This window comes from Roseovarius sp. 217 (assembly GCF_000152845.1).
Classification (GTDB): domain Bacteria; phylum Pseudomonadota; class Alphaproteobacteria; order Rhodobacterales; family Rhodobacteraceae; genus Roseovarius.
In genome coordinates this window covers 1,768,903-1,781,714 of sequence record NZ_CH902584.1, presented here as the reverse complement: position 1 = coordinate 1,781,714, position 12,812 = coordinate 1,768,903, and the positions used below count along the sequence as shown (strand labels likewise).

General features: G+C 61.0%; 14 protein-coding genes. 2 read left to right on the top strand and 12 right to left on the bottom strand.

What is annotated here, in order from left to right; genetic code table 11:
* Positions 1-16: 16 nt before the first annotated feature.
* Complete coding sequence (xoxF5, locus tag ROS217_RS08525) at positions 17-1,819, bottom strand: lanthanide-dependent methanol dehydrogenase XoxF5 (protein WP_009817311.1); 1,803 nt, start codon at positions 1,817-1,819, stop codon at positions 17-19.
* Positions 1,820-1,955: 136 nt separating this feature from the next.
* Positions 1,956-3,068, bottom strand: coding sequence for an S-(hydroxymethyl)glutathione dehydrogenase/class III alcohol dehydrogenase (locus ROS217_RS08520; RefSeq protein ID WP_009817310.1), 1,113 nt, complete (start codon positions 3,066-3,068; stop codon positions 1,956-1,958).
* Positions 3,069-3,215: 147 nt separating this feature from the next.
* Here ROS217_RS08520 and ROS217_RS08515 point away from each other — a divergent pair, with 147 nt between their 5' ends.
* Positions 3,216-3,812 (top strand): hypothetical protein, encoded by a 597-nt coding sequence (locus ROS217_RS08515; RefSeq protein ID WP_083781526.1) that lies wholly within the window; start codon positions 3,216-3,218, stop codon positions 3,810-3,812.
* Between the two features lie 64 nt (positions 3,813-3,876).
* Here ROS217_RS08515 and ROS217_RS08510 read toward each other — a convergent pair whose 3' ends face one another.
* From ROS217_RS08510 to ROS217_RS08465, 10 genes are all read right to left on the bottom strand, one after another.
* Positions 3,877-4,644: an FCD domain-containing protein gene (locus ROS217_RS08510; RefSeq protein ID WP_009817308.1), complete on the bottom strand. Its 768-nt coding sequence runs from the start codon at positions 4,642-4,644 to the stop codon at positions 3,877-3,879.
* Between the two features lie 200 nt (positions 4,645-4,844).
* Complete coding sequence (locus tag ROS217_RS08505; protein ID WP_009817307.1) at positions 4,845-5,213, bottom strand: Lin0512 family protein; 369 nt, start codon at positions 5,211-5,213, stop codon at positions 4,845-4,847.
* The gene (locus ROS217_RS08500; protein ID WP_040650458.1) at positions 5,210-5,557 is read right to left on the bottom strand and encodes a Lin0512 family protein; all 348 of its coding nucleotides are present in this window, start codon (positions 5,555-5,557) and stop codon (positions 5,210-5,212) included. The genes ROS217_RS08505 and ROS217_RS08500 overlap by 4 nt, the downstream gene beginning before the upstream one ends.
* Before the next feature lie 3 nt (positions 5,558-5,560).
* A complete protein-coding gene (gene cobO / locus ROS217_RS08495) occupies positions 5,561-6,169 on the bottom strand; it encodes a cob(I)yrinic acid a,c-diamide adenosyltransferase (RefSeq protein WP_009817305.1) in 609 nt (202 codons plus the stop codon).
* Between the two features lie 77 nt (positions 6,170-6,246).
* Positions 6,247-7,185, bottom strand: a complete 939-nt coding sequence (locus ROS217_RS08490) for a glycosyltransferase (protein WP_009817304.1) — start codon at positions 7,183-7,185, stop codon at positions 6,247-6,249.
* Between the two features lie 3 nt (positions 7,186-7,188).
* Positions 7,189-8,082 carry a glucose-1-phosphate thymidylyltransferase RfbA gene (gene rfbA / locus ROS217_RS08485; RefSeq protein WP_009817303.1) on the bottom strand — a complete coding sequence of 298 codons (894 nt, stop codon included), beginning with the start codon at positions 8,080-8,082 and terminating at the stop codon, positions 7,189-7,191.
* Complete coding sequence (rfbD, locus tag ROS217_RS08480) at positions 8,079-8,924, bottom strand: dTDP-4-dehydrorhamnose reductase (protein ID WP_009817302.1); 846 nt, start codon at positions 8,922-8,924, stop codon at positions 8,079-8,081. The genes rfbA and rfbD overlap by 4 nt, the downstream gene beginning before the upstream one ends.
* A gap of 45 nt (positions 8,925-8,969) precedes the next feature.
* The gene (gene rfbB, locus ROS217_RS08475) at positions 8,970-10,019 is read right to left on the bottom strand and encodes a dTDP-glucose 4,6-dehydratase (RefSeq protein ID WP_009817301.1); all 1,050 of its coding nucleotides are present in this window, start codon (positions 10,017-10,019) and stop codon (positions 8,970-8,972) included.
* Positions 10,016-10,585: a dTDP-4-dehydrorhamnose 3,5-epimerase gene (rfbC, locus tag ROS217_RS08470; protein ID WP_040650457.1), complete on the bottom strand. Its 570-nt coding sequence runs from the start codon at positions 10,583-10,585 to the stop codon at positions 10,016-10,018. The genes rfbB and rfbC overlap by 4 nt, the downstream gene beginning before the upstream one ends.
* 117 nt (positions 10,586-10,702) lie before the next feature.
* Positions 10,703-11,344 (bottom strand): TetR family transcriptional regulator C-terminal domain-containing protein, encoded by a 642-nt coding sequence (locus ROS217_RS08465; RefSeq protein WP_040651245.1) that lies wholly within the window; start codon positions 11,342-11,344, stop codon positions 10,703-10,705.
* 146 nt (positions 11,345-11,490) lie between these two features.
* On the opposite strand from ROS217_RS08465, the gene ROS217_RS08460 reads away from it, so the two are divergent.
* Positions 11,491-12,741: a Zn-dependent hydrolase gene (locus ROS217_RS08460; RefSeq protein WP_009817298.1), complete on the top strand. Its 1,251-nt coding sequence runs from the start codon at positions 11,491-11,493 to the stop codon at positions 12,739-12,741.
* The last annotated feature ends 71 nt before the right edge of the window (positions 12,742-12,812 follow it).

Below are 12,812 nucleotides of genomic sequence, written 5' to 3'. Positions count from 1 at the left end.
GATCAGATCAGAGCGATCAATCCGGCAGTTTGAAGACGGTCAGCTGACCACCGAGCGCGGTATAGTCGCTCAGGGCTGCATAGCCGCCCACGGCGCCCAGACCGGCATTCGGATCGGTCAGACCGGCCGCAAGGCCAATCCCGGCCCAGCCGCCAATCCCCGACAGGATGCCGACATACTGCTTTCCGCCATGCTCATAGGTCATCACGTTGCCGATGATCCCCGAGGGCGTCTTGAAGCTGTAAAGCTCATCACCCGTCGCGGCATCAATCGCCTTGAGATAGCCTTCAAGCGTGCCGTAGAACACCACATCGCCAGCGGTCGCCAGAGCGCCCGACCAGACCGAGAACTGCTCGGGGATCGACCACTTGATCTTGCCCTCGATATTGTCCCAGGCGATGAAATTGCCCATGCCGCCATGGCTGCCGGGCGCCGGATACATCGCCAGCGTCGCACCCACATAGGGCTGACCGGCGGTATAGCTCACGCGGAACGGCTCGTAATCCATGCAGACGTGGTTGGTGGGGATATAGAACAGGCCGGTCTTCGGGCTATAGGCCGAAGGTTGCTGGTCCTTGGTTCCCAGTGCCGCCGGACAAATCCCAGTCGAGTTGACATCTTCGCCATTCTGCTCGGTGGAATACTCCGCCACCACAGCCGGACGGCCATAGGTCTCGGATGCCGGGTCCATATCCACACCCGTGGTCCAGTTCACCGCCGGGTCGTATTTCTCGGCCACCAGCAACTCGCCGGTTTCCCGATCCAGTGTATAGGACAGGCCATTCCGATCCGGGTGGGTCAAGAGCTTGCGCATCTGCCCGTCAACTTCCTGATCCGTCAGGATCATCTCGTTGACACCGTCATAATCCCACTCGTCATGCGGGGTCATCTGATAGAGCCACTTGGCCATCCCGGTGTCGGGATTGCGCGCCATGATGGTCATCGACCAACGGTTGTCGCCGGGCCGCTGCGCCGGGTTCCATGTCGACGGGTTGCCGGTGCCATAATAGAACAGGTCCAACTCCGCGTCATAGGAATACCAACCCCAGGTCGAGCCGCCGCCGATCTTCCATTGATCGCCTTCCCAGGTGTTGGTGCCCGAATCCGCGCCCACAGGCTCGCCCAGATGGGTGGTATTTTCCGGGTCCATCAGCGTATCGCTGTCCGGTCCCATCGAATAGGCGCGCCAAACCTGCTCGCCGGTCTTCATGTCATAGGCCGTTGTGTGGCCGCGCACGCCGAATTCGCCGCCCGAAATGCCGACGATCACCTTGTCCTTGACCGGCAGCACCGTCGCGGTGTTGGTCTCCCCAATCGCCGGATCGCCATTCACAGCAGTCCAAACGACCTCGCCGGTCTTGGCATCCAGCGCGACAATCGTGGTATCGGCCTGATGCAGGAAAATCTTGCCATCCGCATAGGCCACGCCCCGGTTGACCGTGTCACAGCACATCACCGGGATCACGTTGGGATCCTGCTTGGGCTCATATTTCCAGATGATCTTGCCGTTGTCGCTCAGATCCAGCGCATAAACGATATTCGGGAACGGCGTGTGGACATACATGACGTCCCCAATCACCAGCGGCGAGCCCTCATGCCCGCGCAACACGCCGGTCGAGAATGTCCACGCGACCTGCAATTTGCCGACATTGTCCTTGTTGATCTGGTCCAACTCGGAATAGCGGGTATTCGCATAGTCGCCCGTTTGAATCGCCCATTGCGAGGGATCATCTATCAGCGCCTGTAGATCGCTGTTGGCCGCGGCCATGCCGGATGCACCGACAAAGAACGCCGCCGACATCAAGAGTGATTTCTTCATTTTGTCCTCCCTGGATAAAACTGTTCTTGGTTTCGCTTGCCGGGCTCCTCTGCCCGCCGTGTCGCCCCGCACCGCCCTCCTCTGCGATGGAACCGGGGCGCATTCCCTCTGGCACGGCCCCGTTACAGAGCCGCGCTCAATACACCACCACCGAGCGGATACTCTCGCCCGCGTGCATCAATTCAAACCCTTTGTTTATATCGTCGAGCGGCATGGTGTGGGTGATCATCGGGTCGATCTCGATCTTGCCCTGCATGTACCAATCGACAATCTTGGGCACATCCGTGCGCCCGCGCGCGCCGCCAAAGGCGGTCCCGCGCCACGACCGCCCCGTCACCAATTGGAACGGCCGCGTGCTGATCTCGGCGCCCGCCGGGGCCACACCGATGATGATGCTCTCGCCCCAGCCCTTGTGTGCCGCCTCCAGCGCCGTGCGCATCACGCCGACATTGCCAGTGGCGTCAAAGGTGTAATCCGCGCCACCGCCGGTCAGCTCGACCAGATGCGCCACCAGATCGCCCTTGACCTCCTTGGGGTTGACGAAATCGGTCATGCCAAACCGCGTTGCCATCTCGATCCGGCCCGGATTGAGGTCAACGCCGACGATCTGATCCGCCCCCGCCAGCCGCAGCCCCTGCAACACGTTGAGACCGATACCGCCCAGACCGAACACAATCGCCCGGCTGCCAATCTCCACCTTGGCGGTGTTGATCACCGCGCCGACGCCGGTGGTGACACCGCAACCGATGTAGCAAATCTTGTCGAACGGCGCATCCTTGCGCACCTTGGCCAGCGCAATCTCGGGCAGGACCGTGTGATTGGCAAAGGTCGAGCAGCCCATGTAATGCAGGATCGGCGTGCCATCCAGCATCGAGAACCGGCTGGTGCCATCGGGCATCAGCCCCTGACCCTGGGTCGAGCGGATTTTCTGGCAGAGGTTGGTTTTCGGGTTGAGGCAATAGTCGCACTCGCGGCACTCGGGCGTATAGAGCGGGATCACATGATCGCCCGGCACAAGGCTGGTCACACCGGGGCCGACCTCCAGCACCACACCCGCGCCCTCATGCCCCAGAATGGCCGGAAACGCCCCCTCGGGATCGGCACCGGACAGGGTGAAATCATCGGTGTGGCACAGCCCCGTCGCCTTGATCTCCACCAGAACCTCACCCGCCTTCGGACCTTCGAGGTTCACCTCCATGATCTCCATCGGCTTGCCAGCCTCAACAGCCACCGCCGCACGCGTTCTCATTCAGTCTGTCCTCCCTTGCATCCCAGAGGATACAACCTTTAGGTGATTTGGCGTAAAAATACGTTTCAAACCGGCCTGTTTCATCCTGTGACAATATGTGCCAAGATCGCGCCATAACTCAGTAAGACCTTAGTCGTAGAGGATGAAATGAGAGCAGCTTTCACCGCCTTAACCATTGTTTTTACTGGAATATCTCCAATTTACGCCGCAGGATTGAATGATCCCGACTGGCCCTGCATTCAGCGCCGTGTGGATACACTTTCTGCGGCGGTCATGTGGCCCCATCCGCCTGAGAATCAGGCCGAGACCGGCACCCTCTCCCCCGAGGCCGCCCGACTGGCAGAATTGCTGGCCCTGCGCCGACTCAGCTTGGAAGAGGCCGAATCAGCGGTGGATGCCACGGCTGATCTGACCAAGGAGGACTACACCGCAATCTTTTCCGACGTGTTTGACCGCCTCAACCAGCGCCGGGTCGAGGTCATGGGCGGCATCACCCGCTACGCCCGCAATCAGGCCCGCATGGCTCAGGAAATCGACGCGCTGCGCTCTGAAATCGCAACCTTGTCCAAGGCCGAGACCCCCGATTTCGACCGCATCGACCAGTTGGAAGAGGATCTCGACTGGCGTGCGCGCGTGTTCGACGACCGCCGTCGGTCGCTCACCTATGCCTGCGAAGCGCCGGTTCTGCTTGAAAAACGGCTCTATTCCCTTGCCCAAATTCTGGCAGCACGGGTCGCAGAATAGTCCAAAATATGAGTCCGGAACCGTATCAGACCGACGCGTGGAACCGCCCACTCAAGGCGACATTCTAGCGCGATTGCTCGTGCTCAAACCTCTGGCGCGCAATGACTTCGTTGCGGTCTGCCTTGTGCTGATCGGCCAGCGCCTTTTCAACATAATTGAGGTGATCGTTCACCGCCGCCCGTGCCGTCTCGGGATTACGCGCCTGAATGGCGGCGTTGATGGCACGGTGCTGATCCAAGAGCGCACCGCGCGTCGTGCGTTGCTTGAACATCACCTGACGGTTGTAAAAAACGCCCTCGCGCAGCAGTTGGAACATCGAGCGCATCATGTGCAGCATGATGACATTATGGCTGGCCTCAATAATCGCCATGTGAAACTCGGCGTCTAGCCGCGCTTCATCCGCCGGATTGGTTTTCTTATGCGCCGCCTCCATCTTGTCCATCACCGTCTGGATCACCTGCAAATCGGTGTCAGAGGCGAGGCGCGCCGCACGACAGGCCGCCAGCCCCTCCAGATCACGGCGAAATCCGATGTAATCGAACACTGCCTCCTCATGGTCGGCAAAGAGCCGGATCAGCGCGTCCGAGAACGCGCTGCCCAGAACGTCGGCCACGTAAATCCCAGCGCCCGCGCGCGCGCTCAATAGGCCCTTGTCCTGCAACTCCGCCACCGCCTCGCGCAGCGACGGGCGCGAGACCCCCAGTTTCTCGGCCAGGTCGCGCTCGGCAGGCAGACGCTCGCCGGGACGCAGGATGCCTTGGAGAATGAGTTTTTCAATTTGCCGCGTGACGGCAGTCGAAAGCTTTTCGGGTGTGACTTTCTGAAATGGCATGTGCGCGCCCTTGCTGAATTGGTCAGATCATATGACCACGACCGACACACGGCAAGCCTGTGCTTTGATCTTGGGGGAATGGGGTCGGAGGGGGTGGGTTTGATCAAAAGATTACGTCAAGCATGCCACGCGCGCGGAACAAAGGCGCGCTACGCACCGCCTTGGGTGGCAATGAACGATCTCTCGGGGCACACCGCCCTTCACCCCTCGCTCAGCACCCATTTCCCGACCTGCGACGGAAAGAACGCCTCAACCGCCGCCGTGGCGATCACCAGCGTCTCGCCACTCCCCGGATCGGTCACATTCTGCCCGCCAAAGACCACCTGCACCGTCGCCCGCCCACGTGGCAGCCCGGTCTTCAGCGCCTCGGGATCAACGCGCTCAGGCTCTTGCACCCCCACCGTCACCTTGACCTCCATATCCCGGTGATCGAGCGAGGTATTCAGAAACATCGGGATCGTGGAATGGCGGATTGCATCCTCGATCGCCCGCACGGCAGCCTTTTGGTAATCCATCCCATGCAGGTCATTGCCCATCCCCATCTCGATGATGAACCGCTCCGCACTCATGCCTTGGCCTCCATGTCGAACGAGACCGAGATACAGGCATTGGCGATCACCGTGGGCTTGCCCACGGCGCGCGGAATGTCCAACCCGCCCCGCGCTACCTGCACGCGCACCTGACCATAAGGAAAAATCGCCCGCAGCACCTCGACATCCACCTCGTCTGGCGCCTGAACGGCAATATCCAGATCAATCAGCATGTCGCCTTTGTCGAACCCGAACAACTCTGCCAGATTGATCGAATTATGCCACAGCGCATCGCGCACCGCCCGCGCCGCCGCCTCGGTATAATCCTGCCGCCGCAGCGATGTGCCCATGCCGAATTCGGTCAACATTCTTGTCCGCGCCATGGCTCAGAACTCCACCCCGATCTGCGCCTTGATGCCGGACCGGAACGGATGCTTGATCAGCTCCATTTCCGTGACCAGATCGGCAATCTCGATCAACTCGTCCTTGGCGTTGCGGCCCGTCAGCACCACATGGGTCATATGCGGCTTTTCCTCAGCGAGAAACTGCACCACCTCATTGATATCCAGATAGTCATACCGCAGCGCGATGTTGATTTCATCCAGCAGGACCATCTTGTTGGTCTCATCGCGGATCAGCTCCTTGGCCTTGGCCCAGGCCGCCTGCGCCATCTCCGTGTCACGGGTGCGATCCTGTGTTTCCCAGGTAAAGCCCTCGCCCATGGTGTGAAAGGCACAGGCATCCGAGAATTTCGACAGGATCAGATCGCGCTCGCCGGTGCTCATCCCGCCCTTGATGAACTGCACCACGGCGCAGGGCATGCCATGCGCGATGCAGCGAAAGATCATGCCGAACGCCGCCGAGGATTTGCCCTTACCCTTGCCGGTATGAACGATGATCAGCCCTTTCTCATCGGTCTTGGTGGCCATGATCTTGTCGCGCGCGGCCTTTTTCTTGGCCATCTTCATCGCGTGGCGGTCGGGATCGTCGGTCATATCTGGCTCCTGCCGGGGTCTCGGGACCGGCAGAGTGTCGCAGACCGCCCCAGACGCGCAAGCCCTTTCTGCATGCCTCAGATTCGGTTCAGCACCAGCGACAGCCAGAGTGCAAAGGTGCTGATCCGACTCTGACGATAGAGCCCGAGACGCCACAACCGCGCCAGTCGCGCCGGCAGCGGGCCACGCCGCATGGCCGCGAACTCGGCCAGAACCTCTCGGTTTTCCGGCGTGAGATACCCGTCAAGCCGCGACAACGTCGCGATATTCACCTCGTTCCAGTCCCGGAAATGCCCCTGCAACAATTGCCGGATACGCCGCAACCGCGCCAGGCGCGTGTCGTTCGACCCGATCTGGTTCACATCATGCTGCCGATACAAAAGCGTCGGCGTATCGTCATGCACGACGCGCCCGCCGGCCCCGGTGATCAACTGATAGACCCACCAGTCATGCACCACGACGCGCTCGACCTTCTGCACCGCCGCCTCGACCAGCCGCGCCGCAGCGGCATTGAGCAGGATCGTATTGCCCGAGGCGACATTCTGCACCAACGCATTGCGAAAGGACGGCGGTCGCGGCCGCGCCGCCGACAGACGCCGGGTGTGCAAATCCGTATCCGTGATCCAGGTCCGGCTACAATAGAGCGCCGGGCGCGCATCCTCCAACGCCTCCAGCGCGGCAATCCCGCGCGACAGCTTGTCCGGCAACCAGACATCGTCCTGATCGCTGAACGCCAGCCAATGCCCCTCCGGTGTCCGCTCCGGGGCATGGCGCAAGAGCGACAGGAAATTCGCCGCAGCCCCCCGCTTTGGCCCCGCCACACACTGCGCCGGGCTCCGCTCGGCGAACTTGTCCAAGATGTCCTGACTGCCATCGTCAGAGCCGTCATCACTGGCCAGCACCTGCCAATCGCGATGATCCTGCGCCGCAATGCTCTGCAATTGTTCGGGCAGGTAATCGCCGCCGTTGTAGACGGCCAAGAGGATGACGACATGCGGCCCTCGACGATCCCCCATCCCTCAGTCGGCAGTTCGCGGGCTGTGCAACAGGCGTTTCAGATAGAGTCCATAGTCGGTTTTCGTGAACAAGCTGATCCGCTCCTCCAGCGCTGCCGCATCAATCCAACCCTTGTCATAGGCGATCTCTTCGGGGCAGCCCACCTGTTGCCCCTGCCGCTGCTCCAGCGTGCGGACAAAATTCCCGGCATCAAGCAGGCTGGCATGCGTCCCGGTATCCAGCCAGGCATAGCCGCGCCCCATCATCTCGACCGACAGCAGCCCATCTGCGAGGTACATCTCCAACAGCGAGGTGATTTCCAACTCGCCGCGCGCCGAGGGCTGCACTGTCCGGGCGCGAGTCGACGCCTCGCCATCCAGAAAATAGAGCCCCGTCACCGCAAAGTCGGATTTCGGCACCTTGGGCTTTTCCACGATCGACACGGCCCGGCCCGCTTTGTCGAACTCGACCACCCCGTAACGCTCCGGGTCCGCCACCCGGTAGCCAAAGACGGTGCCGCCCCTCTCCTGCCGCGCTGCGCTATCCAATTGCTCGGACAACCCGTGGCCGTAGAAAATGTTATCCCCCAGAACCAGCGCCGACGCCTGCCCGTCCAGAAACTCTTCCGCCAGCAGATAGGCCTGCGCCAGCCCATCCGGCGAGGGCTGCACGATATAGCTGAACGACAGCCCCCATTGGCTGCCATCGCCCAAGAGCCGCTGAAATTGCGCCTGATCCTGTGGCGTGGTGATGAGAGCGATCTCGCGGATGCCCGCCAGCATCAGCACCGTCAGCGGATAGTAGATCATCGGCTTGTCATAGACCGGCAAGAGCTGTTTGCTCAGCCCCATGGTGATCGGATAGAGCCGCGTGCCGGACCCTCCCGCCAAAACGATGCCCTTGCGTGTTGTGGTCATTTTTGCTCCAGGTGCTCGAGGACGCGGGACACACCGTCCCGCCAATCGGGCCGCGCGATGCCAAACTCTGCCGTCAGGGTTCCACAATCAAGGCGTGAATTGAGCGGTCGGGCGGCAGGTGTGGGATAGGCGCTGGTCGGGATACCCGTGACCGTCGTCGCGCGTCCGGCGCGGGCAAAAATCTCCCGTGCGAACTCCGCCCAGCTTGCATCGGGTGCGCCGCTGAAATGATAAAGACCCCCGGCATGGCCCGCGACCATCGCCCGCCCCATTGTCAAGAGCGCCGCCGCGATATCCGCAGCCGGCGTCGGCCCGCCAATCTGATCCTCGACCACGTTGAGCGCGTCACGCGTTTCCGACAGGCGCAGCATCGTTCTCACAAAATTGTTGCCATGCGCCGAGAACACCCAGGATGTGCGCAGGATCGCGCTCTGCCCTCCGGCAGCGCGCACCGCCTCTTCACCCGCCAGCTTGGATCGACCATAGGCATTGCAGGGCGCGACCGGGTCCGACGGTTGGCGCGGCGCCGTGCCGCTGCCATCAAAAACGTAATCCGTCGAAACATGACAAAACGGAATACCCAAATCGGCACAGGCCCGCGCCATAGCGCCCGGTGCAGCGCCATTGATCACCGTCGCCAGTGTCTCTTCCTCTTGGGCACGGTCGACGGCGGTATAGGCGGCAGCATTGATCACCAGATCGGGGGCATGGTCCCGAATCGCGGCGGCGCACCTGTCCGGTTGCGTCAGATCCGCCTCATCCCGCCCCAAGGCCACGACCTCCGCCAGTCGTTGTAGCTCAGTCGCCACCTGACCGGTTCTGCCAAAAACCAGTATCTTCATACCGAACCCCATGTTCCTGTCGTCCTGCAAAATGGACGACCTCCCTTAGCCCGTCCCCAGCCGCTTTCCGACCCCCTCACGCGCCTCAAGCGCCCGCCACCAGCTTTCGTTCTCGAGATACCACGCCACAGTGCGCCGCAGCCCCTCTTCGACCGTGACAGAGGGACGCCACCCCAACTCGTCCCGAATGCGGGACGGGTCGATCGCGTAGCGGGCATCATGGCCCGGACGATCCGTCACAAAGGTGATTTGCTCGGCATAGGACGCGCCATCGCTGCGCGTACATAACGCGTCCAAAATTGTACATAAGGTACGCACCAAGTCCAGATTGCTACGCTCATTTTCGCCACCGATATTATAGGATCGCCCCGGCACACCCTGCTCCAGCACCTTCAACAGCGCCTCGGCGTGATCCTCGACATAAAGCCAGTCGCGCACGTGTCTGCCATCGCCGTAAATCGGCAGCGGCTTGCCCGCCAATGCCTTGAGAATAATCACCGGAATGAGCTTCTCGGGAAAGTGGAAAGGCCCGTAATTGTTGGAACAATTGGTGATCAGCACTGGCAGGCCATAGGTCTCGTGCCAGGCTCGAACCAGATGATCCGACGCCGCCTTGGAGGCCGAATAGGGGCTACGCGGATCATAGGGCGTATTCTCGGTGAATTTGACTGACGGATCGGCGGGCAGTGAGCCGTAAACCTCATCTGTCGAGATATGCTGAAACCGGAAACTGTCAGGCTTTCCAAGGGCTTGCCAATGCCCACGCGCCGCTTCCAAGAGATTGTAGGTGCCAGTGATATTGGTCTCGACAAAGGCGCCGGGGCCGTCAATCGAGCGGTCCACATGGCTCTCGGCGGCCAGATGCAGCACCGCCTCGGGCGCATGCTCCGCAAACACCCGATCAAGCGCTGCACGATCCCGGATATCGGCATGAACGAAACTATATCGTGGGCTCTGTGCCACACTGGCCACATTATCCAGACAGGCGGCATAGGTCAGCGCATCCAGATTGACCACCTCATATCCGCGCGCCACGGCATGACGCACCACGGCCGACCCAATAAACCCGGCCCCGCCCGTCACCAAGAGCCTCATGTCGCCCCCACAAACTCAAAGGGGCTGACGAAATCGCGCAACAGCGGTGCCTTGGCATCCTTGTCACTCAGCACCACAGACTCGCCCTCAACCCCCCAGGTGATCCCAATCTCTGGATCATCAAAACGCACCGCGCCATCACACTCGGGCGCATAGTAATCCGAACATTTATAGATGATTTCCGTCATCGGTTCTCGGGTCACAAACCCATGTAAAAACCCTTCCGGAACAAGAAGTTGACGCCCGTTCTCGAAACTCAGATCAACCCCCACCCAGTGCCCATAGGTCGGGCTGCCGCGCCGGATATCAACCGCCACGTCATAGAGCGCACCGCGCCCGCACCGCACCAGCTTGGCCTGCGCATGCGGCGGCGATTGAAAATGCAGCCCCCGTATCGTGCCCACCTTTTCTGAGAGCGAATGATTGTCCTGGACGAAATCTATCGTGAGTCCGGCCTCAGCCATACGCTGACGATTCCAGCTCTCGCTGAAAAAACCACGCGTATCGCCGTGGCGTGTGGGTGTAACGATCACCACGCCGGGAAGAGAAGTTTGTTCAATCTGCATCGTGCTCGCATTGCCTTGTTTTGCGCAGGCTCTGGACCCCACGTCGTAAGTATCCCTCGACTTGTGTCAAATCTCCGCGTTTTTTTCCAGTGACAAACGCTGATTTTATTGCCGCCCCTATCCCATTGCCGCGTTGGGCCTCAGAAGTCGCCCAAACATCGCTTCCAAATGCGCCGAGGCCCCGGCATGCACGTCAACCTCACCCATAAGAACCCCCACCTGCGCCTCGAAATCTGCGTAATGCTGGGTCGTGGCCCAGATCGAAAAGAGCAGATGTCGCGGATCGACCGGCGACAACCTGCCCGCCGCGATCCAGCCTTGGATAATCATCGACGTCTGATCCACCAGCGGCTTCAAAACACTCTCCAGATGCGGCCCCATGCGGGGCGCACCTTGCAGGATTTCATTGGCAAACAACCGGCTCTCGCGCGGCAGGTCGCGCGACATCGCCAGCTTGCGGCGCACATAGGTCAGAATTTCATCAAGCGGATCCCCTGCGGGATCAATCGCATGCAGCGGGGCAAGCCAGGCATCCAGAAGCTGATTGAGCAAGGTGACGTGAATCTCTTCCTTACCGTCGAAATAATAGAGGATGTTCGGCTTGCTCAGCCCCGCTTCGGCCGCAATCTGATCCAGTGTCGCGCCGCGATAGCCATGGGTCGAGAACACCTCGAGCGCCGCTTCGAGAATCCGCTTGCGGTTGCGCAGCTGGATACGGCTGGGCTTGCGACCGGCCTGCGCGGCGGGGGCTTGCGGCATCCTCTTCCTTTCCTTGCGGGGCGTATTTTTCATCACCCCGTTGACCAGCTTAGCCAGATCACGGCTCAGGCCCAAGACGAATCTTGACAGCGCCCATGCCCCAAGCAATCGTAAGTTTACCAAATGGTAAAAAAGCGAGCAATCCCATGGCGGCACCCGGCGAAAACCTCAAGATCAACAGCACCCGGCTCTGGGACAGCCTGATGGAGATGGCCAAAATCGGCCCCGGCATCGCAGGCGGCAACAACCGCCAGACCCTGACAGATGAGGATGCCGAGGGGCGCGCGCTCTTTCAATCGTGGTGCACGACGGCGGGTCTCACCATGGGCGTGGACGAGATGGGCAATATGTTCGCCCGCCGCGACGGCACTGACCCAGAGGCGCTGCCGGTCTATGTGGGCTCCCACCTCGACACACAACCGACAGGCGGCAAATACGATGGCGTGCTCGGCGTGCTGGCAGGGCTGGAAATCATCCGCACCCTCAACGATCTGGATATAAGAACCAAACATCCCATCGTCGTCACCAACTGGACGAATGAAGAAGGCACGCGCTTTGCCCCCGCCATGCTCGCATCGGGCGTGTTCGCGGGCGTATTGAGCCGCGATTGGGCCTATGACCGGGTCGACGCCAAAGGCAAACGCCTTGGCGATGAATTGGAGCGTATCGGCTGGAAAGGCCCCGAAAAGGTGGGGGCGCGCAAGATGCACGCCTTCTTTGAACTCCACATCGAACAAGGCCCGATCCTCGAGGCCGAAGGCAAACAGATCGGGGTCGTCACCCACGGACAGGGTCTGCGCTGGATCGAATGCACAGTCACGGGCAAGGGCCAACACACCGGCTCCACGCCGATGTATATGCGCCGCAACGCCGGACGCGGACTGGCGCGCGTAACCGAACTGGTGCATGAAATTGCCTTGCACTATCAACCCAATGCCGTGGGCGCGATCGGCCATATCGACGTCTACCCCAACAGCCGCAACGTCATCCCCGAAAAGGTGGTCTTCACCGTCGATTTCCGCTCCCACGTGCTTGAGACATTAGAGGCAATGGTCGAAGATCTGATGTCCTCCGCCCCCGGCCTCTGCGCCGATGTCGGCGTGAAATTCAACGCCGAAGTGGTCGGCGCCTTCGATCCCCCCGCCTTTGACGAAAGCCTCGTCGCCCGCGTGCGCGACGCCGCCGACCGGCTGGGCTATAGCCACATGGACATCGTCTCGGGCGCGGGTCACGATGCCTGCTGGATCAACAAGGTCTATCCCACCACCATGGTCATGTGCCCCTGCAAGGATGGTCTCAGCCACAATGAGGCCGAAGAGATTACACCCGATTGGGCTCGCGCCGGCACGGATGTGCTGCTTCATGCCGTGCTGGAAACGGCGGAGGTGGTTGAGTGATCGGGGCCAGCCCCCAAACCCCCGAGGTATCTTGGACCAGATGAAATCCCAAGTAGTCTACAGACAGGGAG

Excerpts from the sequence above, each read along its gene's own strand:
- rfbC (WP_040650457.1), bottom strand. The coding sequence starts at position 10,585 with ATGCAGATTGAACAAACTTCTCTTCCCGGCGTGGTGATCGTTACACCC.
- ROS217_RS08490 (WP_009817304.1), bottom strand. The coding sequence starts at position 7,185 with ATGGGGGATCGTCGAGGGCCGCATGTCGTCATCCTCTTGGCCGTCTAC.
- ROS217_RS08505 (WP_009817307.1), bottom strand. The coding sequence starts at position 5,213 with ATGAGTGCGGAGCGGTTCATCATCGAGATGGGGATGGGCAATGACCTG.
- ROS217_RS08520 (WP_009817310.1), bottom strand. The coding sequence starts at position 3,068 with ATGAGAACGCGTGCGGCGGTGGCTGTTGAGGCTGGCAAGCCGATGGAG.
- cobO (WP_009817305.1), bottom strand. The coding sequence starts at position 6,169 with ATGACCGACGATCCCGACCGCCACGCGATGAAGATGGCCAAGAAAAAG.
- rfbB (WP_009817301.1), bottom strand. The coding sequence starts at position 10,019 with ATGAGGCTCTTGGTGACGGGCGGGGCCGGGTTTATTGGGTCGGCCGTG.
- ROS217_RS08500 (WP_040650458.1), bottom strand. The coding sequence starts at position 5,557 with ATGGCGCGGACAAGAATGTTGACCGAATTCGGCATGGGCACATCGCTG.
- rfbA (WP_009817303.1), bottom strand. The coding sequence starts at position 8,082 with ATGACCACAACACGCAAGGGCATCGTTTTGGCGGGAGGGTCCGGCACG.
- ROS217_RS08515 (WP_083781526.1), top strand. The coding sequence starts at position 3,216 with ATGAGAGCAGCTTTCACCGCCTTAACCATTGTTTTTACTGGAATATCT.
- ROS217_RS08465 (WP_040651245.1), bottom strand. The coding sequence starts at position 11,344 with ATGCCGCAAGCCCCCGCCGCGCAGGCCGGTCGCAAGCCCAGCCGTATC.
- ROS217_RS08510 (WP_009817308.1), bottom strand. The coding sequence starts at position 4,644 with ATGCCATTTCAGAAAGTCACACCCGAAAAGCTTTCGACTGCCGTCACG.
- ROS217_RS08460 (WP_009817298.1), top strand. The coding sequence starts at position 11,491 with ATGGCGGCACCCGGCGAAAACCTCAAGATCAACAGCACCCGGCTCTGG.
- xoxF5 (WP_009817311.1), bottom strand. The coding sequence starts at position 1,819 with ATGAAGAAATCACTCTTGATGTCGGCGGCGTTCTTTGTCGGTGCATCC.
- rfbD (WP_009817302.1), bottom strand. The coding sequence starts at position 8,924 with ATGAAGATACTGGTTTTTGGCAGAACCGGTCAGGTGGCGACTGAGCTA.